The 22,097-nt window shown below is 62.0% G+C and carries 19 protein-coding genes and 1 pseudogene; 10 read left to right on the top strand and 10 right to left on the bottom strand.

What is annotated here, in order from left to right:
* Nucleotides 1-31: 31 nt before the first annotated feature.
* Together G7025_RS22560 and G7025_RS22565 are read right to left on the bottom strand one after the other, a co-directional pair.
* A complete protein-coding gene (locus tag G7025_RS22560) occupies nt 32-1,636 on the bottom strand; it encodes a rhamnogalacturonan lyase B N-terminal domain-containing protein (protein WP_181081283.1) in 1,605 nt (534 codons plus the stop codon).
* Between the two features lie 12 nt (nt 1,637-1,648).
* Nucleotides 1,649-2,968, bottom strand: a complete 1,320-nt coding sequence (locus G7025_RS22565) for a pectate lyase family protein (protein WP_375139348.1) — start codon at nt 2,966-2,968, stop codon at nt 1,649-1,651.
* A 477-nt stretch (nt 2,969-3,445) separates the two neighbouring features.
* On the opposite strand from G7025_RS22565, the gene G7025_RS22570 reads away from it, so the two are divergent.
* Nucleotides 3,446-3,781, top strand: a complete 336-nt coding sequence (locus G7025_RS22570; RefSeq protein ID WP_181081284.1) for a DUF6124 family protein — start codon at nt 3,446-3,448, stop codon at nt 3,779-3,781.
* 74 nt (nt 3,782-3,855) lie between these two features.
* Here the strand turns inward: G7025_RS22570 and G7025_RS22575 are convergent, their stop codons facing one another.
* From G7025_RS22575 to G7025_RS22585, 3 genes are read right to left on the bottom strand one after another with little or no spacing between them, the layout of a single operon-like run.
* On the bottom strand, nt 3,856-4,998 hold the full coding sequence (locus G7025_RS22575) for a hypothetical protein (RefSeq protein WP_181081285.1): 1,143 nt from the start codon (nt 4,996-4,998) through the stop codon (nt 3,856-3,858).
* A gap of 25 nt (nt 4,999-5,023) precedes the next feature.
* Nucleotides 5,024-5,530, bottom strand: a complete 507-nt coding sequence (locus G7025_RS22580; protein WP_181081286.1) for a hypothetical protein — start codon at nt 5,528-5,530, stop codon at nt 5,024-5,026.
* Nucleotides 5,527-6,441, bottom strand: a complete 915-nt coding sequence (locus G7025_RS22585) for an NAD synthetase (RefSeq protein ID WP_181081287.1) — start codon at nt 6,439-6,441, stop codon at nt 5,527-5,529. Before G7025_RS22585 ends, G7025_RS22580 begins: the two co-directional genes overlap by 4 nt.
* 187 nt (nt 6,442-6,628) lie before the next feature.
* Between G7025_RS22585 and G7025_RS22590 the strand changes: the two genes are divergently transcribed.
* Nucleotides 6,629-7,117, top strand: coding sequence for an Hcp family type VI secretion system effector (locus G7025_RS22590; RefSeq protein WP_181081288.1), 489 nt, complete (start codon nt 6,629-6,631; stop codon nt 7,115-7,117).
* 80 nt (nt 7,118-7,197) lie between these two features.
* Here G7025_RS22590 and G7025_RS22595 read toward each other — a convergent pair.
* Together G7025_RS22595 and G7025_RS22600 are read right to left on the bottom strand one after the other, a co-directional pair.
* Nucleotides 7,198-7,899: pseudogene (locus G7025_RS22595) on the bottom strand (DUF1835 domain-containing protein); the annotation flags it as partial.
* Between the two features lie 181 nt (nt 7,900-8,080).
* Nucleotides 8,081-9,157 (bottom strand): aldo/keto reductase, encoded by a 1,077-nt coding sequence (locus G7025_RS22600; protein WP_181081289.1) that lies wholly within the window; start codon nt 9,155-9,157, stop codon nt 8,081-8,083.
* 259 nt (nt 9,158-9,416) lie between these two features.
* Here G7025_RS22600 and G7025_RS22605 point away from each other — a divergent pair, with 259 nt between their 5' ends.
* The 4 genes from G7025_RS22605 (at nt 9,417) to G7025_RS22620 (ending at nt 12,850) form a co-directional block, all read left to right on the top strand.
* On the top strand, nt 9,417-10,049 hold the full coding sequence (locus G7025_RS22605; protein ID WP_181081290.1) for a glutathione S-transferase family protein: 633 nt from the start codon (nt 9,417-9,419) through the stop codon (nt 10,047-10,049).
* Nucleotides 10,050-10,058: 9 nt separating this feature from the next.
* Nucleotides 10,059-10,979, top strand: coding sequence for a LysR family transcriptional regulator (locus tag G7025_RS22610; protein ID WP_181081291.1), 921 nt, complete (start codon nt 10,059-10,061; stop codon nt 10,977-10,979).
* Nucleotides 10,979-11,845 (top strand): LysR family transcriptional regulator, encoded by an 867-nt coding sequence (locus tag G7025_RS22615; RefSeq protein ID WP_181081292.1) that lies wholly within the window; start codon nt 10,979-10,981, stop codon nt 11,843-11,845. The genes G7025_RS22610 and G7025_RS22615 overlap by 1 nt, the downstream gene beginning before the upstream one ends.
* Nucleotides 11,846-11,923: 78 nt before the next feature.
* Nucleotides 11,924-12,850 (top strand): pyridoxamine 5'-phosphate oxidase family protein, encoded by a 927-nt coding sequence (locus G7025_RS22620; protein ID WP_181081293.1) that lies wholly within the window; start codon nt 11,924-11,926, stop codon nt 12,848-12,850.
* A gap of 29 nt (nt 12,851-12,879) precedes the next feature.
* Here the strand turns inward: G7025_RS22620 and G7025_RS22625 are convergent, their stop codons facing one another.
* The 3 genes from G7025_RS22625 to G7025_RS22635 all read right to left on the bottom strand — a co-directional run bounded on the left by G7025_RS22625 (nt 12,880) and on the right by G7025_RS22635 (nt 16,757).
* Nucleotides 12,880-13,710, bottom strand: coding sequence for a helix-turn-helix transcriptional regulator (locus G7025_RS22625; protein ID WP_308811981.1), 831 nt, complete (start codon nt 13,708-13,710; stop codon nt 12,880-12,882).
* Between the two features lie 536 nt (nt 13,711-14,246).
* The gene (arnT, locus tag G7025_RS22630) at nt 14,247-15,902 is read right to left on the bottom strand and encodes a lipid IV(A) 4-amino-4-deoxy-L-arabinosyltransferase (RefSeq protein WP_181081295.1); all 1,656 of its coding nucleotides are present in this window, start codon (nt 15,900-15,902) and stop codon (nt 14,247-14,249) included.
* A gap of 165 nt (nt 15,903-16,067) precedes the next feature.
* The gene (locus G7025_RS22635) at nt 16,068-16,757 is read right to left on the bottom strand and encodes a lipopolysaccharide core heptose(II)-phosphate phosphatase PmrG (protein WP_181081302.1); all 690 of its coding nucleotides are present in this window, start codon (nt 16,755-16,757) and stop codon (nt 16,068-16,070) included.
* A 261-nt stretch (nt 16,758-17,018) separates the two neighbouring features.
* Here G7025_RS22635 and G7025_RS22640 point away from each other — a divergent pair, with 261 nt between their 5' ends.
* The 4 genes from G7025_RS22640 to G7025_RS22655 all read left to right on the top strand — a co-directional run.
* A complete protein-coding gene (locus tag G7025_RS22640) occupies nt 17,019-17,687 on the top strand; it encodes an ABC transporter ATP-binding protein (protein ID WP_181081296.1) in 669 nt (222 codons plus the stop codon).
* A gap of 1 nt (nt 17,688) precedes the next feature.
* Nucleotides 17,689-20,151 (top strand): ABC transporter permease, encoded by a 2,463-nt coding sequence (locus G7025_RS22645; RefSeq protein WP_181081297.1) that lies wholly within the window; start codon nt 17,689-17,691, stop codon nt 20,149-20,151.
* Nucleotides 20,141-21,205: a lipocalin-like domain-containing protein gene (locus G7025_RS22650; RefSeq protein WP_181081298.1), complete on the top strand. Its 1,065-nt coding sequence runs from the start codon at nt 20,141-20,143 to the stop codon at nt 21,203-21,205. Before G7025_RS22645 ends, G7025_RS22650 begins: the two co-directional genes overlap by 11 nt.
* 137 nt (nt 21,206-21,342) lie before the next feature.
* Nucleotides 21,343-22,097: hypothetical protein (locus G7025_RS22655; RefSeq protein ID WP_181081299.1), on the top strand; the 755-nt coding region annotated here is incomplete at its 3' end.

Genomic DNA, 22,097 nt, shown 5'->3' on the forward strand with positions numbered 1-22,097 from the left:
GCAAGATTCCAGTGGTTTGCGAGCCTCGTCTTTACTGCTCAATCCATTGAACACAGTCGTACACAAACGCAGGGCTTAAAAAACCATCGCCCGTCTTACCGGACGCGACGCTGATGTCCACCGAGTTCAAACCTGCATGCAGTGCGGTGCGTGGGATGAGGGCTTCGAACAGCACGTTATTGCCACGGTACGTCCCGCGTGTGATACCCCGGCTGTCAGGCTGTTTCGAGGGGGGTGGCAGCGGCGCCTCCCAACCCTGGTTGACCTTGATCTGCGGGCGTCCACCGGCTTGTGCCAATGTCACATAGAGGCGCAATCGATAGTCGCGTACCTCGTTTGGGGCGAGTGAGAAATTGATCCTTGTCGGGGAGTTGACGTCTCGCCACTGCACGGCCGGAAAGTCGGTCAACGGGCTGCTCCCCACCGTATAGATCAGCGGTTTCCAGGGCGCCATGCGTGAGTCAGAAGGGTGTTCGGACGCCAGTCGACTGGCGTTAAGGAAACCCGCCGGCGTGCCATCCGCTACGCCGATCTGCCACTTCACGCGGCCCTGCGGCAACTGTGCACTCAGTGTTACTTGCGCGCGCGTGCCCGGCATGATGTCGACAGTCCATCGCGCCACTTCCAGTTCGTTCTGATAGAGCGTGGTTTGATAGTGCCCAGGGCGTACCCCCTCTACCTGGGCGTTACCGTTGGCATCTGCGCGGGCCCAATATTGCGCGTCGTCGTTGCTCAACCCCACCAGCGCCGGCAGGCTACTGGCGACACCGGAAAGATGAGCCGATACCGAACCCCGCCCGGCGCTGGCGATGAACCCCTTGAGACCCAGTGATTCATTCACGAAACTCAGGTCGCTAAGGGCGGCGGAAGGCGCGCCGCCTTCGGTAAACAGCAGCCCATAGGGCCCATGCAGCCCGCCGCGGTAGGGCTCCGTCTGGGTGTGATTGGAGAACATGTAGTTGTACAGCTCATGGGTCTTCAGCGTTTTCTGTGTGGCAATGTCCTTGAAAAAAGGACCACCTGCGCTGAGCTCGCGGTTTCCCATTAGCATGTAGACCGCGACGCCAGGGCCGCTTACACCGTGGAGCGGGTCGTCGATCATCGGGCGTGCCGAATAGAACTTCGAGCTGGTGCGCCCATCCGGCAGCAGGAATACATCCTTGCCTTCGATCGCCTGCCCGACATTGGAATCGGTGCCCCAGGCGGCCTTGGGGAATTTGCCGGCATCCAGCCGGGTCACGAAGCGCAGCTCACCGATGGGCAAGAGTGTCGGCGCATACGTCGCCAGGTAAATCGCGCTACGACCTTTATGAGCGATGTAGTACTGGGTCAAATCGTGCGCCTGCGCGCTGACCACGATGGTGTCGCCCACCGTGTGCACATCGACCTGCGCGATACCCAGGCCAGAGGCGATCTGCGACCCTTTCGACTCGCGGGTCTGCAGTTCGTCACCGTGATACGCCATGGAGACGATATCGCCATTGCGAGTGTCCACGCTGAAGACAAGATCGGCACCGGTATCCACCACAACCCGTGTGTCGGTGCGGGTGAAACCAAAACTGCCAGCGTGCGCATCAGCGGGTGGCGCGCCGGCCCACAGGCATGCGCAGAACAGCATCGATAGAAAGCGTTTCATTTGCTGGCTTCTTCAATTCAGGTGTACGGGATTGATTTTGCCCGCACCGGCCTCGTGGGGAACGTTCGCAAGCGCCGTTTGCGCCGGCAGCGGCGTGATCAGGTACGCACGGTATCGCGCAACGTTTTCCAGCGCGTCAACGTCCTGTGGACGATAGTCCGTGCCACTCAGGCGTTGCAGGTTAGGCACACACGCTCTGCCGATCGCACGTTGGCAAGCATCGCCGGCCAGTCCCGTTACGGGTTCGAAGAGCGCATAAGCGGTGCCAGGCTGATCGGTATCGTTGAACAAGGGATGTGTCACGTGCTCGAACGCATTGCCCTCCACCAGCAGGTGCGAGGAGGCGGTGCGTGACATGATCGCGCCTTGATAGGTCAGGTGGCTGAAAACGTTGTTTACCAGTTGCGCGCTGATATCCGCCTCGCCCATACCGCCGGCGTGGGGCGCGCGCCCAGACGTATCGTGCACGTAGTTGCTCGCCACTGTCAGGGTGTCGTGGTGACCCAGGAACAACCATACCCAATAATGATGCCCGTCACAGGTCGCGGAGTATGGAGTGCGTCCATCGAATTCGTTGTGGGAAATTGTCACGTGGGACGCCGTGCCCCATCCGGTCACAATCATCTGACGGCCGATCCGCGCGAAGGTGTTGTGGTCAATCCATACCCCATCGGCACCGTCCAGGGTCAGCGCATCCCCACCCCAGACAACGCGGGGATTGATATCGGACAAGGTCAGGTTTTGAACGATTACGTTGTGAGCACCACCGCCGATGAACAGCCCCATCCCTTTAATGCCTGCCACTGGGCTCACGCCGATCAGCGTCTTGTTGGAGCCGACCTTAAGGCGCTGCAATCCCGCTTTGTCATAGCTCACCTCCACCGGCGGCTTCGATTGGCAAAACCCGTTCGCGCCGTTGATCGCCCATTGTCCCCCTCCCTGAGGACAGGCGTTGGCCATGCAACCGGCCTCGCGGGCTTGCGCGCTACCGTTGGAAACCACCGAACCACGAAAATCAAAGGCATGGTCCAAGGCGATCACCCGGGGGGCGTCATCCGTGCAGTTTCCGCGCTTGTCAAACGAGGCACACAGAGATTTTTTCAAATCGTCCAAGCTATGCGGTTGCACGGCCGGGCCATTGCCGCCGCCTGTGACGCCCTGGGCAAACCCCTCAGGTAGCTCTGCCGCTTCAGAGCATAGTGGCACCCCCAACCCGATACAAAGCACAAGCCAAGTCGCCAGGTTGATCCCAGACGCCAGACCGCGTACCCAGTCAGGCAGCCGAAGAAAGCGCATCAGATGAGGGCGCAGGGATTTAACCCCGCGGTGCATAGGCTTCTCCAGTCGGTTTATCAGTACCGAGCGTCCACCGGTGACGGCACGTCGACATGATCCTCACGTGGCATGGAGAGTTGAACAACGACTGATATTTATCAAATGTATAAATTTTTACTCAGAAACTATTCAGTCCTGGTTCAGGGTTCGGATCTCCACAAGACGCTATTGTTGATCTCGGACTTTTCCGACAAGGCTTTCAGGTTGTCGCTCGGAACTGCGCTGACTAACCTCCTGGCCGTCGCTGCCAATTCAGCGACCGGATTTGACCGTCCGGCATCCCAAGTACACCTGTGCCAACATCGACTCAGGCGTTTTTTTTACGTCTGCTGTATCGTGTCGCGGCAGCTGTACGCGGGATACCTTCGGGTATGCCGGTGTTCCTTGGGACCGGTCGGTCAACCCGCGTATAGCTGCCACCCTATTTCGTTTGACCGCGAACCGTGGCAGCTCCATTCCCCAAGGAGTTGCACCATGATTAAAGACAGCCCAAACCCCCCAGGCCCTCAAGACTTCTACCCCAGCACCCTGCACGACGTGGCCTACCGTGCGATCAACCATTACCTGAACCCTGAAAAACCAACACCCGAACCCAGCGACGGGCTCTTCACCCTGCGCGCTGACCTGGACACGGAAACCTTGCTGGTCAACGCCTCCCAGGACTTGGCTTCCATCAACGAAATCGCCGCCCACCTCGCCTTCGAAATTGACGGGGCTCAGCGCAATGTAGCGTTGGGCCTATGCCGAATGCTCGAAGGTGTGCAACTGCTGGTGGACAAGGCGTTGGATAAAACCCACCCCGCCGCCTGAAGAGCAATGATGCCGCTCGCCACAGGTGGTTTATGTCGGCTCATGAAGGAACAGATCACCGGACTCTGCGCGTTCTACTTGTTGGCCTCGCCGTGCATCGGCCACATCTGTTCCCGCTGTGTCTGCCCGACCCACACCATGCCATGCATGAAGGTATCGCGCTCCTCGGGCGTGGTCAGCGGGAAGCTGGCGTATTGGGTGTGCGCCATGACCCGCAACTCCTCGAACCAGGCCTGTTTTTGCTGCTCGTCGCTGAAGGCCTGCCCCTCCAGAACATGGGTGGGCATCATCGTGGTCAGGTCCAGCGGCAGCGCGTCACGGGTGCTGAGGCGTGCGTTGATGTTTGACGTGCAAATCTCCACCGTAAGACCGGTGATACCCCTGGCCAGTAGCTTTTTCAGCGGTTTGATCTTGTGATGTGCAGCGAAGTTCGTGGACTTGAGCAAGGTGTTGTAGTGCGGTTTGAAATGGTTGATCAGCGCCGCTTCCGCCAAGGTGATCACCTCATCGCGGTTCAGTCGCACTGAGCGCAGCCGCTCGAAGTGCGCGTGCTCCTCCTGCTCGCTGGCAAGCGGGTCGAGGTTGAGGTCGCCGCCATTGCTGATCATTGTCCGGCCGTATTCGAAGCGATACAGCAGCAGCGAAATCTCCAGCTCCGGGTGGTTGGTCGAGGCCTCGGCCAGGATGCGTTGCAAGGTGGTGTGGTTGAGCAAACGGTCGACAGCGCTACGCGAATTGACTCGGCCGATGCCCTGGCCGACGTACAGCACGTCCATATCCCGGTGGTCGGCTTCAAGCGCACTGCTGGCGCTCGCGACCACGATATGCGCGGCGGTGGTGACCTGTCGTGAGGCAGTAATGATCTGCAAATGCGTGCCGTTTGGCGCAACGGTTACTTGTTCAATGGCATCGTGATCGTCCGGTGTGATCGGCGGGATGTCATAGCGAAAAGGCACGGACTGCACCCCCAGCTCGTCCATCACCAGGAAACTGCCGTGGAGTGTGCGGTCGAGCAATTGAACGTCGTAGGGGTTGATCAGCACCCGGCGCCGCGCGGTGATGAGGTAGATATTACTGCCTGCAATCAGCTCGCGGTAACGGGCATCATCCTTGGCCCGATACAGGTCGGCGGGGGTGAGTACCGAGGGCGGGCTGGAGTAGAGATGGGTGGCGCCTTCGGCGCTGAATTGGCGTAGGAGGGTGTTGATGTTCTGCATGGCTTGTCCTTGTTTGTGAGTGGGATTACCACCATTTCCAGCGGCCTTGTTTTTTCAGGGTCGCGATGATGTCTTCGCGCTTGTGGCGGATGTCTACCATCTTGTGGCGCAGTTCGCGGCAGCGATTGCTGTTGAGGATCAACAGGCCGGTCAAGGGGCAGAGCAGGCAGATGGCGTAAAGGTAAGTGTTGGGGCGGTAGGCGATGGTGGGAAGTGCTACCAACAGGCAGATGAGGTATATCGCGACGTTTATCCAGACCCAATGGATGCGGCCGTAGAGCACTTTGTATTTGGCGAGGGCGAATACTGCGCCAAGTCCCGTAGCGCCGAAAAAAGATGTTTTGGTGGCAAAACCTGTGGGGCACGTCGAGAGATAAGTGAGCATTGCCAGGATTGCCGTCAATCCTATTGAGGCGCATGCGACAAGCAGGTCTGCTCCGATTACCGGCATGTACCGCTTGATTAATGTCCAAGGGTTTTCAATAAAGACGGCCGAGTAATATTCGTTTTTTATTCCGTTCTGCTTGCTCACTGGCTGAGTTCCTCGTAGATGCCTATTGCGAGCGTCCTGACATTTCCGTTGGTTGCACTACTGGTGAAGCTAAGCGTCGCAGCCAGTACGTCCATAATGTGGGTAGCGGTTGCATGCTGCATCTTTGCGGCGCTGATACGCTTGGGGAGTCTGCCCTTGGCTTTTTCCAACTTGAGCAATTTGGGCGTTAACCTCGGGTCTCGAATGCTCAGCAACTCATCATTGAGTTTAGTCCGCTCCTGGCGAGTCAATCCTTTGAGTGCTTGGCGGACGGATTTTCCGGATACGCTTGTGGTTGTAGTAATGGCTTTCACTGTGACTAACATCGAAGTTGAAACGCCCAGCAATGCCACTCCGTCCAGCACTACCGTTGCGTCTTGATACCAGGATGCGCTATCTAAATAATCATTGAATTCCGGGAAAGCGGCTTCTGACCCCGTTCGGAGGACACCAGCGATACACTGCGCCGTACCCGCCACCGCTGCGGCTTGACCCACGAAGGAAATCACCGCGCTCGTCCCTGCTGTAAAAGGCATCAGTGCAAAACCACTTGAAATCACCACCCAACTCAGTATCGCCCCCGCACACGTCACCGCCGTATTCAACGCTTCACTCACCAACCGCGATTCCCGCGGCTCATGCTCCAACATCCGCTTGAACTCCACCGGCCCTACATAGCGAGGCGCCTCACGCAACACCACCTTAATGGGCTGCACACTGCACATCGCCCGGAACTCACGCAGCGTGACCACATTGAAGTCCTCATCGATATACACCACGCCCGCACCAATCAGCACCGGGTCGCTGTCGATGGCGAAGAACAGTCGACGCAGGTCGATGCTGTTTTCAATGCGTTGGCGGGTAGTGTGGTGGGCCGAGGGAAATCCATCCTTGAGCAGGGCGGTTGTCATTCCTTAACTCCTGGGTTTTTGGGGAGTCGAGAGAGTAAAGACGCAGCAGCGCAAATTAATGTCGGACGTTTCGTCTTTTCAAGACGGGCACTTCCCGATCCAGCTTTACCATCTTGTGAGCGCCGTCTCGATTCGGGAACAGTGCGCCCCACGTCACTCCCGAGGAACAACAGGACAAGGAACCAACATGGCAGTCGATATGTTTTTGAAACTGGGCGATATCAAGGGTGAATCACGGGACCAGGCCCATCGCGACGAGATTGATATCACCGAATGGGCGTGGGGGCTGTCGCAGACCGGGTCAATGCATTCAGGCACCGGCGGGGGCACGGGCAAGGTCAACATTGCCAACCTGAACCTGAAAAAGCCGCTGGATAAATCCAGCCCTAACCTGATGATGGCCTGCGCCAGCGGCAAGCATTATCCCGAAGCACGATTGGTGGTGCGCAAAGCGGGCGGTTCCAGCCCAGTGGAGTATCTGGTGATCACCCTGAAGGAAGTGATGGTGGTGTCCTACGGCACCGGTGCCAATAATCAGGACGATGTGCTCTTCGACAGCATCGCCTTGAATTTCGCCACCGTTGACGTCAGCTACCAAGCTCAGAAAGCCGATGGTGCCAAGGAGGGTGGGCCCGTGAGGTTCGGCTGGAATATCCGGCAGAACGTGAAGGCCTGAAGTCGCTCTCATAGCGGCGAAGCACGGGCGGGTTGATGAAAATCAATCCCCACGTGGTTGGGTACGCCGCGTCCTCGCACCGCCAGTTGCACCGCGTCGTCGTTGATCCGGCGCCGCTGTGGCCAGAGCCAGGCGAGCACATCCGGGGCCAATTGGCCAATGCCGATAAAGCGTTCGACGCCGGGAATGCAACCAACCTGGATCAATTCCAAGTGGCGTGGTGCTCGGTCCAGGCCTGCCAGGGCGCGAATCAGGAACAGTTGATCGTAGGCGTCCGCTTCGCACCACAGTACGCTCGGTGCATCGTCGGCCAGGGCGTGCAGGTGCTGGTATTCGTTGTCGACCCGCTGCGCCACGGTGGTCAGATCCATTGCAAAGGTCTGGCTGATGAAGGCGCTGCGCAGGGCACGAAATTCCTCGGCGGGCAGGTCGCGTACCGGGCCCATGCACAGCGGATCGGTGAGCATACGGAACTGGCCCTGGAACCCGGCCAGTTGCAAGGTATGGGCGATGTCACTGCCGCAGCGCCAATGGGTGGTGCGGGCTTCGTCGCTGGCTTGGAAGTTGGGATGGCGCGCGGCGAAGTCGAGGGCGTCGACATGGGCCTTGAGTTTGGGCCAACTGCTGAAACCCAATTGTTTGGCGATTTGCCATTGGGCCTGGGACAAGGTTGCGTGAGCGTCGTGGGCTTTCAGGCGTGTCAGCAGTTCCTTGGCGCGCTTGCGCTGCTGCTCAAGGTTGAGGCGGCCATCGGTGGTGGAGGTAATGGGACGTTGCGACATACGAGCTCCTTGCGCTTACCTTTTCCGCTGTCAGGTGGGGAGTCGTAGAAATCGAGTGGGTGATGCGATGTCCTGGGCGCAGCCCTTTCCGCGGAAGGTGGCGTGGATCGCGCCAGGGCGCAAATATAGGCAGTGTGCCAGGCGATTGCAAGGCGGCCCTGGCGCGCAGGGCCGCTCTGGCTTACTGGTCCTGGCGCGCGTCCAGGGTCTTCTGGTGCTCGGCCAGGAACGGTTGCTCTGCCGGGTCGAAGCGGTCGATCCCGGCGGTGAAACGGTGCCAGTACGGGTACAACGGCTGGCGCCGCGTGGCGGCTTCGATGCGGGAGGATTGTTCCTCGCTGAGTTTCAACTCGGTGGCCGCCAGGTTGTCGCGCAGGTGTTCCTCGGTGCGCGCGCCGACGATCAACGAGGTGATGCCCGGACGATCCTTGAGCCACGCCAGGCACGTACGCGCCACTGAAACGCCGTGCTCATCGCCCACGGCGGCGAGGGTTTCGATGATGTCCAGGGCGCGTTCCTGGTCGTGCACATAGGGTTCCGGCCAATCGCTGCCCTGGCGGGTGTTGGCCGGCGGCTTGTGCCCTCGGCGGGTCGAACCGGTCAGCAGGCCTTCGCCCATCGGTCCCCATACCAGGGTGCCTACGTGCTGATCGAGGGCCAGCGGCAGCAACTCATATTCGGCCTCGCGGGATTCCGGTGTGTAGTAGATCTGTTGCGTGATGGGTTTGAGCATGCCGTGCAACTCGGCTTTGCCCAGGGTTTTCATCATCTGCCAGGCCGTGAAGTTGCTGGTGCCGAAGTAGCGGATCTTGCCCGAGCCGACCAACAGCCGCAGGGCTTCGAGGGTCTCCTCGATGGGCGTCATGCCGTCCCAGTTGTGCAATTGATACAGGTCGATATGGTCGGTGCCGAGGCGCTTCAGGCTGGCCTCGCACGCGCGAATCAGGTGGTAGCGCGAGGAACCGGAGTTGTTCGGGTTGTTGTCCACCGGGCTGCGCCCCTTGGTGGCCAACAGGATGTCGTGACGCTTGTCGCCCAGGGCTTTGCCCACGACTTCTTCGGCCAGGCCGTGGGAGTAGAGGTCGGCGGTGTCGACCATGTTCACCCCGGCGTCGAATGCGATGTCGAACATACGCCTGGCCTGGGGCACGTCGACGGCGCCACATTTTTCAAACTCGGCGCGCCCGCCGAACGGCACGGTGCCCAGGATGATTTCGGACACCAGCAGACCCGAATGGCCCAGTTGTCGATATTGCATGTCGCCTCCTGCAAAAACGTTGAACGTGAAGTTCTGAGCCATGGGGGCCGCGATAGTTTGAATTTTTTACCTGAAATCGCGCTGCCGCCCCTGTGGCGGTGGGGCAGCCAACGCCCTTCAACTGATTGACACCCTCACCGACATAGGCGTGTGATTGTTTCGCAGGGTGAAATGCTCGATTGTGAATCGTGGTGATTCCTCCGGCGGCGGCAGCGCTGGAAGATGGTCAGCGTTGCCTACCCCACTTTTGGAGCCTGTCATGTCTCAGTCTGCGATCAAACTCTATGGTTTTCCGTTGTCCGGTCATTCCCATCGCGTGGAGTTGATGCTGTCGTTGTTGGGGCTGCCCAGTGAATTCATTCTGGTGGACCTCAAGCAAGGCGCTCATAAAACCGAGGAGTTCCTTGCCAATATCAACAGTTTCGGCCAGGTGCCGGCGATCGATGATGGCGGCACCGTGCTTGCCGACTCCAATGCAATTCTGGTGTACCTGGCAAGCCAATACGGCAACGGCCAATGGCTGCCGAGCGACCCGGTCGGCCAGGCGCGGGTTCAGCGCTGGCTGTCGGCCGCCGCCGGACCGCTGCACGCCGGACCTGCCACCGCGCGCTTGGCGGTGGTGTTTGGCGCCGATGTGGATGCGCCGTTGGCCATCCGCCGTGCCCACGCCTTGCTGCACCTGCTGGAGCAGCAACTAAGCCAGACGCCGTTTTTGGTCGGTGAGCAACCGAGCATCGCCGACGTCGCTTTTTACAGCTACGTGGCCCACGCGCCGGAAGGCAATGTGTCGCTGGCCGACTACCCTCAGGTACGCACCTGGCTCGGGCGCATTGAAGCCTTGCCGGGTTTTGTGGGCATGCCCCGCACGGCCGCCGGGCTGCAATCCAGTTAAGGAGCACCGATGGACCGATTTCACGAGATGCAGGTGTTTCTGGCGGTCGCCGAGGAGCAGGGCTTTGCCGCTGCGGCGCGGCGTTTGAACACGTCGCCGCCGAGCGTGACCCGCGCCATCGCCGCCATGGAGCAACGCCTCGGCACGCAGTTGCTGGCGCGTACCACCCGCAGCCTGCACCTGACTGAAGCCGGCCAGCGTTATCTGGAAGATTGCCGGCGCATCCTCGCCGAGCTGGACGAGGCCGAGGAAGCGGCGGCGGGCAGTTATGCCAACCCCTGGGGCCACCTCACGCTGACCGCCCCGGTGCTGTTCGGCGAGCTGTATGTGGCACCGCTGCTGGGTGAGTATCTCGACCGCTTCCCCCAGGTGACGATCAACGCGCTGCTGGTCGACCGTGTGGTGAACATGGCCGATGAAGGCGTCGATGTGGCCGTGCGTATCGGCCACCTGCATGAGACGGGGCAACAGGCGATCAAGGTTGGCGAGGTGCGCCGCGTGGTATGCGCCGCGCCGGGGTATCTGGATCAGCATGGCCGGCCCGACCATCCCGCGCAGTTGCGCGAGGCGACGATCGCCACCTCATCCGCCAGCCAGGTGGTCAGTGAATGGCAATTCGTCGACAACGGCCGGCCGCTGGCGGTGTCGATCACGCCGCGGCTGGTGGTTTCGGCGAATAACGCGGCGATCAACCTGGCGCGCCTGGGCTGGGGGATGACGCGAGTGTTGTCCTACCAGGTCGCGGCGGCGGTGGCGGCCGGCGAACTGGAGATTGTCCTCGAGGCCTTCGAGCCGCCGCCACTGCCGATCCAAGTGGTGTTCCACAACCGTAGGCGCGTGCCCGCCAGGATCAACAGTTTTGTCGATTTTCTCAGCCAGCGCCTGAGCCAGGATGCTGCGTTGAACCCGCCCAACGGGCGTCGTCATTGATGGAGCGCTATCGCGATATGCAACTATTCGTCGCGCTGGCCGGGCAACCGAGCCTGGCATCGGCGGCGCGCGCCCTTGGGGTCTCCGGCCCGACGCTGGTGCGCGCGATGGCCCGCCTGGAGGCGCGCCTGGGTGTCGCCCTGTTGCTGCGCAGTACGCAGGGAGTCCGCCTGACCAACGCCGGTGACGCCTACCTGGCCGACTGTGTGCGGCTGCTGGCCGCCGTCGACGCCGCCGAAGCATCGGCCAAGGGCTTGCAGATACAAGTCCAGGGCACCCTGCGGGTGTGCATGCCGCTGTTGTTCAGTCGTTATGCGATGGCGCCGGTGTTGGCCGGCTATTTGGTGCGCTACCCCGATGTGCGTCTGCTGGCGCGGTATCAGGACGCCCACCCTAACCTGCATGAAGAGGGCGTGGATGTGGCGATCCTGGTGGGCGAGTTGCCCAACTCGTCGCTGATCGCGCGGCCGCTCGGGCAGGTGCGGCCTATCCTCTGCGCCAGCCCCGATTACCTGGCGGTCCATGGCGAACCCCGGCACCCGGATGAACTCAAGCAGCATCGCCTGATCGCCAGTGCGGACCCGCAGGACCCCTTCAGGGCGCGCGCACGCCTGACGTGCTCCACGGTGCAAGGCGCGATCAACGCCGCCGTGCAGGGCGCGGGGCTGCTGCAGTGCCTCAGTTACCCGGTGCATGAGCATGTGCTCAGCGGAGCCCTGCGCCAGGTGCTGCGGGACTTCGAAGGGCCACCGCTGCCGGTGCAGGTGGTGTACCGCGAGGGCCGGCATGCGCCGATGCGCGTGCGCAGTTTTGTCGAGCACTGTGTGAGCACGTTGCGCGGGCATCCGGCATTTCAGTTGGCGTAACAGTGGATTGCCGCAGGTGGTGATTCCCTCGTTGCGTGTCCGGGCGCAGCATTCACCTATTCCTGCTGGAGGTGACCCATGAACACTCTCGAACAATCCCCTTGGCACGCCGGCGAACGGCAGATGCAGCAGAGCGCCGGCGTCGCCGAGCGCATGGCGGTGACCGGGCCCAAGGTCATTCGCGACCACTTGCCCGAGCAGCATCGGGATTTCTACCCGCTGCTGCCATACCTCGTGCTCGGCGTGGTCGATGGGCAAGGCACGCCTTGGGCAACGCTCGTGGAGGGTGCGCCAGGCTTCGTACACTCGCCCGACCCGCAGCGCCTGCAGATCGACAGCCTGCCGTCGGCCACCGACCCTGCCCGCGCGGGGTTGCACCAGGGTGCCTCGGTCGGCGTGCTCGGCATCGACCTCAATACCCGTCGCCGCAACCGCATGAACGGGCGCCTCGGCGCCCTTGACCCTGACGGATTTTCGGTCGATGTGGTGCACACCTTCGGCAATTGCCCCAAGTACATCCAACTGCGCTCTGTCGAAGGCGTCGCGCGCAAACCCGGCAACGCGGTTGAGCGCAGCGATCACCTGGACGCCGCCGCGCAGCACCTGATTCGCAGCGCCGACACCTTCTTCGTCGCCACCTACGTGGACACCGACGGCGAGCGCGCGGTGGACGTTTCCCACCGGGGCGGCAACACCGGTTTCGTGCGCGTCGAGGGCAACGTGCTGACCATTCCCGATTACGCCGGCAACCTGTTCTTCAACACCCTGGGCAACCTGGCGGCCAACCCGGTGGCAGGGCTGTTGTTTATCGATTTCGACACCGGGGATGTGCTGCAGCTTGCCGGACGCACCGCGCTGATCCTCGACGGCCCGCAGGTGGCGCTGTTTGAGGGAGCCCAGCGCGTGTGGACGGTGACGGTGGAACACGTCGCACGTCGCCCTGCCGCGCTGGCATTACGCTGGCGGTTTGCGGAATTTTCGCCGTTCAGTCTGGCGATGGGATGACCGCTCTTGCGGCAAGCCCGCGCCACGCCTTACCCCGTACCGTATCCAGACTCACCGGTGCCGATCATCCACTTGGCCAGACCATGCCGGCCACTCACGCCCAGTTTGGCGGCGGCGCGTTTGAGGTAGGTTTCGATCGAGCTGTTTTTCACGCTGAGTTTTTCCGCCAGCTGCGGCACGGTGCCGCCCGTTAACAAACCCAGGCATACCTCTTGCTCGCGCGCCGACAGGCTGATGTCGTCCAGGGACAGGCGCTGGTAGAACGCCTGCTGCAGGTGCGAGGGTTGCGACAGCGCGAGGCCCGGTTCGGGCGGGGGGCACGGTGCCTGGCGCAGCAGGTGGGCGTGGTGTTCGAGCAACGGCAGCAAGGTCTCGGACAGGCGCTTGAGAAACGACAACTGGCTCAAGGAAAACCCACGTTCGGTGCACGGGCGGGAGAACGATATCACCCAGCGCCTGTCGCCCTGGCGTGACACCAGGTGGCACTGGTGCAGGTTGTCCCAGGGTTGCGAGCTGTTGAGCCTGGCGTTCATTTGAATCAGCAGCGGGTCCTGCATGTCGAGCATGGCTCGCCACAGCGGGTGGTCTGGGCCCGAAGGCAAGCGTAAGGGGCGTGCGGGATGCTGGCCGGCGCTGCCCAGCCGCTTGATATCGATGACGCGTTCGTGCGGTTCATCCAGGGTGCATTCACTGAGATCGACGCAGTGGATCGGCACCCATTTGTTCACCAGATGCAGCAGGTGCTCGGCGAACCGGGCGTGCCCGCTATGGGCAATGACCTCGCCCAGTTCTGCGTAAAACGGCGTGTTCTCAGGTTGGCTGGTCGGGGGCGCGGGCCGCTGTGTGTCGAGATCGGGCACCGTTAATGGCCACCCTGAGGCCTTGCCGCCGCTCTGCGCTGTAGAGAGCGAGGTAGACGTTGGAGATTTGGTTGACCCATAAAAACCTGATCCTACGTATCCAGCTGAAAGGAGGTACACAACGTGCCATAAAAACCACGTCATTAATTGGACGTTTCTGACGGTTCTTTCCGGACATGAATCAGCGAACGAGTCTGGATGTATTGATTAACTGTTTGAAAATAATAGATAAATATCCAGATCACTGCGCACGTTGTGCACGTGGTGCGATTTATCGAGTAGGCAATTTCCTACAGGAATTTAATCGTTTCAGCCGTCAGGCTTCATGGATACCCGATCCATCCGTTTGGATGTTGCGGCCGGGAGGGGGAGGGCGCGAGCTGCTCAACTCAGGGCAAACGAGGAATGAACGCCCGGCTGCCGTCCTGGCGTACATGAAACAGCCGTTCGCCATTGTCCGGTTGTGTGGTGACCACCTGATGGTCCACGGCGAGGTTAGCCAAGGGCGCCGCGGTCGGTCCTGAAAAAGCGCGGCATCAGGGCACCTGCGGATACAAGGTCAGTTCCAGATAGCCCTTGTTATAGCGCTTACCCCCAGGCGGCAGCTGGCCCGCCTCGGCCATTTCGCTGGTGCTGCCGACCCGCAGCAGTACGCCGACCGGGCCGTGGCGGCGCGCCTGTGTGAGCCAGTCCTGAACCTGCGCCAGGTTCACTTTTCGTTGCGTTGCATCGGGGTATTGCAGGCCATAGCGCAGTTCACCCTCGGTGTTGTACAGCGTCACTTGCGTGCGTTGCAGGCGCCAGGCCAGGGCGCTGGCGCTCTCCAGTTGGTTGCTCAGCAGGGCGTTGGTTTGCTGCAGTTCGTCCAGGTGTTCCAGCACGAACTGATCGGGCATTTCGTTATCGGTGATCAGCGCCGGCATACCGGCCGGCAGCAGCACCACCAGCAGGCCGATGCCCAGGGTCGGCATGGCCCACAGGGAGAGCGGGCGGAAGGCCTGCAGCAGGTTGGTCAGAATCCACCCCAGCAGCACGATGAAGGTCAGCGACAGGCTGAACATCTCGGCATGACTGTTGCCATAAAGCGGTCGCGCAATTTGCAGGTAGATCAGACCGATCATTGCGGCCATGCCGATGACGAAGTTGAGCAGGCCGTTGAGGCCGATCGCGCGGCCTTTGCCTTGGTTCACCAGATCGACCAGCGTGTGGCCCATGAGCAAAGCCAGGGGCAACAGGCAGGGCATGATATAGGTCGGCAGCTTGCCGTTGCTCAGGCTGAATAAGCCCAGCGGCAACAGCAGCCATAGAGCCAGGAAGCGCACCGGTGCCTGGGTTCTTGCCTGCCAGGCCTTACGCAGGGTATTGGGCAGCAGCCCGGCCCAAGGCAGGCACGCTACCACCATGATGGGCAGGAAGAACCACCACGGGCGTACGTGCTGCGCGTCGTCGGCGCTGAACCGGCGGATATGCTCGTTCCAGAAAAAGAAGCGCCAGAAGTCCGGTTCCTGCCGATGAATCGCCCACACCCACGGCAAGCACACCAGCACGGCCACCAGCACCGCCAGCGGCCCATAGCGCAGCAATTCCCCCAGCCGCCGTTGCCAGAGCATGTAGGGGACGGCGATCAGTACCGGCAACGCCCAGGCCAGAAACCCTTTAGTCATGAAACCCATGGCGCAGGCGAACCCCACAGTGGCCCAGGCGCTCATCCGGCGAGACAGGGTTTGACTGTCCAGCGCAAACCACAGCGCGACCAGGCTGAGGTTGACCCACAGGGTGAAGAGCGGATCAAGATTGGCATACCCGGCCTGGCCGGCCACCAGGCCAAAGCTCAGGTAGAGCAGGGCGCAGGCGAAGCTTTTGCGAGGGTCGTTCCACAAGCGGCGGGCGATCAGGTAGCCCAGCAGCACACTTAAGCCGCTGGCGAACGCCGATGCAATGCGCACACCGAACAGGTTCTGGCCGAACAACGCCTGGCCCAGGGCGATCAGCCAATAGCCGCCGGCAGGTTTTTCGAAATAGCGGATGCCCATGAAATGCGGTGCGATCCAGTTGCTGCTGAGCAGCATTTCCTGGCTGACTTGGGCGTAACGTGTTTCATCCGGCGTCCATAGACCGTGCAGGCCCAGGGGTAATAAATAAAAAGCGGCGAACGCGGCTAATAGCACATGCAGGGGGTTTATGCGGGTCATGACAAAGTCGGTTTTAAGTAATGAAGTAACAGCGGCGGAATTCACGGGGCTCACTAAGCAGCGGGAAATAGTCATGACGTCCTTAAATTAAAGGCGTAATTGAACATGCCAGAACTGGGCTGTCTTTTTGCTGAACATAAACTGCAGTAATGAGTTGCCTGCCACTTAAAGTTGCTTGAGTGCCATCGGCCAGTCGGGGTTATTCACGATGCCCAGAGGCTTGAATTGACCATTGGGCAAAACTTGCACGAACAGCGCGCTGCCATATTCAGGGAACTTGGCATGGGGGTAGCCCAGGCGGGCTTCGAAGTCGGCGATGCAGCCGCTGTGAGTGACGAATACCAGGTTGCGTCCGGACTGTTTGTGGCTGAGCAATTCCTCACCCATCGCCGTGCCGCAGACGGCTTGCTGGCTGGCGGTGACCTCGGTCTGGCCGAACATGAAACGGGACGTCTGGGCCGTGCGAATGGCCGGGCTGGCGAGCACGTCGCTGCCTTCCATGCCCAATGATTTAAAGGCTTTGCCGAGCTGTTCGGCGCGTTGGCTGCCTGCGATCGTCAGGCCTTCGACAGGGCCCAGGCATGGGTTGCTCGAGCGGTCGCAGCGCTCTTCGTGGCGCACCAGCACAATCAGGTCGCCGTCGCGCCAGAGCGGCAATACCGATGAACTCAGCAAGCGATTACCGACGCCCAGGTCCCGTGGCGACAATGGCCAGAACATGAAGGCGGCCACAAGTAAGGCAACGACGACGATGCCCAGCCAGAGGGCTGACAAACGCTTGATGAAGTGTCTGCGCGTGCGCGGTTCGGTCAGGATAAGGTCAACCACTTCATTCACCTTGGGCGCTGTCGGCAGCGTTTTATTTGATCAGGCGCTACGGGTCGGCGAATGCCTGCCGGGGAGCCAGAAGCTGTCACAGGGCGGCTGTCTTTTCGCTGAACATGCGGCGGTTAAAAGTTGCCAGACGTGGCAACTAATAAGTGGCCGACGGGTGACGCTTGGCCGGCACTTTAAAGAGCCGTGAGTGGGCGAGCGGTGAAATCCATGTGAAAAATTTGCGTGGTCTCGACCTGCAGCCGTTATTCTCGATTGCCCAGCCATTACACGAGCGTTTCCATGTTGCAGGTGCAAGGCGTGTTTAAAAGCTATGCCACTCCCCAAGGCCCGTTGCCGGTGCTGGCGGGCGTCGATCTGCAGTTGGCCGCGCGCGGCAGCCTGGCGTTGATGGGCGAATCGGGCAGCGGCAAGAGCACGCTGCTGCACCTGGTGGCCGGGTTGGATCGGATCGATGCCGGGCGTATCCAGGTCGGCGAACAGCGCCTGGACCGGATGAGCGAGGCACAACTGGCGCATTGGCGGCGCACCGACATCGGTCTGGTGTTCCAGCAATTCAACTTGATCGGCAGTTTGCGCGTTGCCGACAACCTGGCGTTCCAGGCACGGCTGGCGGGGCGTTTCGATGCGCGGTGGCAGGCGCAATTGGTCGAGCGACTGGGCCTGGGCGACCTGCTGGCGCGCTACCCGGAGCAACTTTCCGGCGGCCAGCAGCAGCGCGTGGCGGTGGGCCGCGCGCTGGCCTCGCGTCCGGGCCTGTTGCTGGCCGATGAACCCACCGGCAACCTCGACGAAGCCACCAGCGACGAGGTGCTGCAATTGCTGCTCGACCTGCTGCGCGACAGCCCCACCAGCCTGTTGATGGTCACCCACAGCCCACGGCTCGCCGCGCGGCTGGATCGCCAGGTGCTGTTGCATCGCGGGCAGGTCGTGCCGACGGGTGCCGCCTGACATGTCGGTCTTCTATTGGACGTTGCGCGCGTTGCTCAGCCATTGGCGGCGTCACCCGGTGCAATTTTTCAGCGTGCTGACCGGTCTATGGCTGGCCACTGCGCTGCTGACCGGTGTGCAGGCCCTTAACAGCCAGGCGCGCGACAGCTACGCCCGCGCCAGCCAGTTGATCGGAGGCGAACCCCAGGCCAGCCTCTCAACGCCCGATGGGGCCAGTTTTGCGCAGACGCTGTTCGCCCAATTGCGCCGTGCCGGGTGGCCGGTGTCGCCGGTGGTGCAGGGGCGTGTTCAGCTTCAGGGGCATGAGGGCCAGCGCTTGCAGTTGATGGGCATCGAGCCGTTGTCGTTGCCGGGCAGTGGCGCGGTGGCGGGGCAGCGGATGAGCCAGGCGCAGATCCTCGCGTTCTTTGCGCCGCCGGGGCTTACCTTTATCGCGCCGCAGACGCTGCGGGCCCTGGGGCTGCATGAGGGCGAGCAACCGTTGACGGTGACGGGGCAGCGCCTGCCGCCGTTGCAGGCCCAGGCGGACATGGCACCCGGGCTGTTACTCACCGACATCGGCTTCGCGCAAACGCTATTGGCGATGCCCGAACGGTTGTCGCGCCTGCTGGTGGACAAGGCCTTTGCTGCAAGCCACCCGACACCGCCCGCCGAGCTGCAACTCAAGCAAGGCGAGGACAACAACCTTGCGCGGCTGACTGAAAGTTTCCACCTGAACCTCGACGCGCTGGGTTTTTTATCCTTCGTGGTGGGGCTGTTTATCGTGCACGCCGCCATCGGCCTGGCTCTGGAACAGCGGCGCGGTCTGCTGCGTACGTTGCGCGCGTGTGGGGTCAGCGCGCGCTGCCTGATCCTTGGGCTGGGCGTGGAGTTGGGGGTGTTGTCGTTGCTGGGCGGCGTGCTCGGCGTGGCCAGCGGTTACTTGCTGGCCAGCCTGTTGCTGCCGGACGTGGCCGCGAGCCTGCGCGGTCTGTATGGCGCCGAGGTGCCGGGGCAACTGAGCCTGAGCCCAGGCTGGTGGCTGGCCGGCTTGGGCTTGAGCCTGTTCGGTGCCTTGCTCGCCGGCGCCAACAGTCTGTGGCGCGCGGCGCGCCTGCCGTTGCTGGCGCTGGCCAATGCCCAGGCCTGGCACGAGGCGCATGGGCGCTGGCTGCGGCGTCAAGGCTATGTGGCCGCCGCCGCGCTGCTGGTGGCGCTGTTGGCGCTGTGGCGGGGTGATAGCCTGGCCGCCGGGTTCGTACTGATGGCCGCGTTGCTGCTGGGCGCAGCCCTGGGCTTGCCGGTGCTGCTCAACGGCTTGCTCAAGGCGGTGCTGGGCCGCAGTCGCTCGGTCCTTGGCCAATGGTTTCTTGCCGATTGTCGCCAGCAATTGCCGGCCCTGAGCCTGGCGCTGATGGCGCTGCTGCTGGCGCTGGCCGCCAATATCGGTGCCGGTTCCATGACCTCGGGTTTTCGCCTCACATTCAACCATTGGCTGGAACAACGCCTGACTGCCGAGCTGTACCTCAACCCCCAGACCCCGGCCCAGGCCGAGCAACTGGGCACCTGGCTGGCGCAGCAACCGCTGGTGCGCGCGGTGTTGCCCACCTGGCAGGTGGCGGTGCAGCTTGAGGGTTGGCCGGCAGACCTGGCGGGTGTGGTCGACGACGCGACCTATCGTCAGCACTGGCCGTTGCTGGAAGCGGCCCCTGCGCCGTGGGATCAATTGCGCGACAGTGACAGCGTAATGCTCAGCGAACAGTTGGCGCGGCGCCTGGCCCTGAGCGTGGGCGACACGCTGGACCTGCCGACACCGCAAGGGCGCTGGGCGCTCAAGGTGGTGGGCATCTACGCCGACTACGGCAACCCCAAAGGCCATCTGTTGATCAATGCCACGCATTTGCTGAACCACTGGCCGGGCCTGTCTCCGTCGCGGTTCAACCTGCGGGTCGCACCGTCCGATGTGCCGCCGCTGATCCGTGATGTGCAGCGTGTGTTTGCCCTGGAGGACAGCCGCATCATCGATCAGCAGCAACTCAAGGGCTGGTCGAGCCAGGTATTCGAACGCACCTTCGCCGCCACGGCCGCGCTCAACAGCCTCACCCTTGGCGTGGCCGGCGTGGCACTGTTCATCAGCCTGCTGACCCAAAGCCAAAGCCGCCTCGGCCAACTTGCACCGCTGTGGGCGCTGGGCGTGACGCGGCGACAATTGATGCTGCTCAACCTCGGCCAGACCTGGCTGCTAGCGGTGCTCACCTTGTGCCTGGCGCTGCCGTTGGGGCTGCTGCTGGCGTGGTGTCTGGACGCGGTGATAAATGTGCAGGCCTTCGGCTGGCGCCTGCCGTTGCAGGTATTCCCCTGGCAACTGGCGCAGTTGCTGGGCCTGGCAATGCTGGCCACGCTGCTGGCCTCGGCCTGGCCGCTGTGGCAGTTGTATCGCAGCCGCCCGACGGACTTGTTGAGGACATTCGCCCATGAAGGTTAAGTCGCTGTGCTGGGCGGTGCTGCTCGTGCTGGCGGCCTGCGACAAAGCCCCCGCGCCCGAGGAAAGCTTCGCCGGCCTTGGCAGCGACGCGGCGGACTTTGCCCAGGTAGTGCCAGGCAAGGTCTTCAGCTTTCCCGAGGACCATGGTCCCCACGCGGGCTTTCGCATCGAATGGTGGTACGTCACCGCCAACCTCAAGGATGCCCAAGGCAACGTGTTCGGCGTGCAGTGGACGTTGTTTCGCAACGCCCTCAAGGCCGGACCGCCGCAACCGGGCTGGCACGACTCCACCCTGTGGCTCGGGCATGCCGCCGTCACCTCCGGCACCCGCCACTACGCCGCCGAACGCTTCGCCCGTGGCGGCGTAGGCCAGGCCGGGGCGCAAGCGGCGCCGTTCAACGCCTGGATCGATGACTGGCATTTCACCAGCCGTCCCGGCGCCACCAGCACATTGGCCGACATGCAACTCAAGGCCAACGGTGCGCAATTTGCCTACGACCTGCGTTTAACCTCCAGTCGCCCACTGGTGCTGCAGGGCGACAACGGCTACAGCCGCAAATCCGACCAGGGCCAGGCGTCGTATTACTACAGCCAGCCGTTCTTGCGCGCCGAGGGCAGCGTCAGCATCGATGGCAAGACCTATCAGGTCAGCGGCCCCGCGTGGCTCGACCGCGAATGGAGCAGCCAACCACTGAGCGCCAGCCAGAAAGGCTGGGACTGGTTCTCCCTGCACCTGGATCGCGGCGCACACCTGATGCTGTTCCGGGTGCGGCAAACCGACGGCGCGCCGTACCTGACCGGCACCTGGATCGACCGCGAAGGCCGCACCCAGACCCTGCACAACGCCGATATCCAACTGACGCCGTTGGGCACCACCGCGATTGACGGGCGCCAGATACCGACGCGCTGGTCGCTGAAGATCCCCAGCAAACAGCTGGACATCACCACCGAAGCGCTCAACCCCAACGCCTGGATGAACCTGAGTATTCCGTACTGGGAAGGCCCGGTGCGCTTTGACGGTGGGGTGGGTTACCTGGAAATGACCGGTTATTAGGGGTGTTTCTGTAGGCGCTGTTTCTTCACGAAGTAGGCAACTTCCCAAATGTTAATGACCCCACTTGCGCTTGTGTCCGGGCCCCAGGCGCTTGCTTATATTTCCACGCCATCTTCTTTGCATCCCGGATGTAGGGCATGGCGCAGAGCTATATCAACGACCGCACCACGGACTACCACAGCTTGAAATCGCGCCTGATGGGCAGCGCCCCGAGCCGACAACGCTCCGAGCATTTTGATGTGTTGAACCGGCACCTGCGCCCCGGCCTGGTCACGCCGGGGCAACTGGTGATTATTCCCGATTCCCACAGCGTGAGTTGTTCGGGCGAGGAAGCCTGGTTGATGCGACATGCCCAAGAGGTGCGACGCCACCTGGATATGAACTCATCCACCGGCAAGGCCTTGATCGGCAACTACGACTTGTTGCAGAGCTTCATGGCGTCCACCTCCATTGGCATCGGCAGCGCCACATCGGCCTGGGCGCGGCACCTGAATGAGGTGGCGCAAACCTTGGAAGACATCGAACGCTTGCATCAACGCTTGAAAGACGGCGCGTTGGACCGCGATGCCTTTATCCAGCAGCGCCAGGCCCTGTTCCGCCGCCTGGACCTGCAGCTGCAAGGCGCGGCGCGGTTCGGCACGGGTTTGCAGGGCAATGAGTCGTTGAAAAAGGTGCTGGGGATATCGACCAAAAGCTATCTGCATAAGGGTGAGATCGCCGGGTATGCACAGCGGATTCGGGAGACTGCGCAGATGTCGAAGTGGTTGGGCAAGGGGACCTACCTGGGGGTGGCGCTGGATGTGGGCGTGGCGGGGTTGGAAATCAAGGAGGCGTGTGTGGCGGGGCGGGAGACGCAGTGCAGGAGGGCGAAGTATGTGGAGACGGGGAGGTT

This window comes from Pseudomonas lurida (assembly GCF_013522705.1).
GTDB classification, from domain to species: domain Bacteria; phylum Pseudomonadota; class Gammaproteobacteria; order Pseudomonadales; family Pseudomonadaceae; genus Aquipseudomonas; species Aquipseudomonas quebecensis.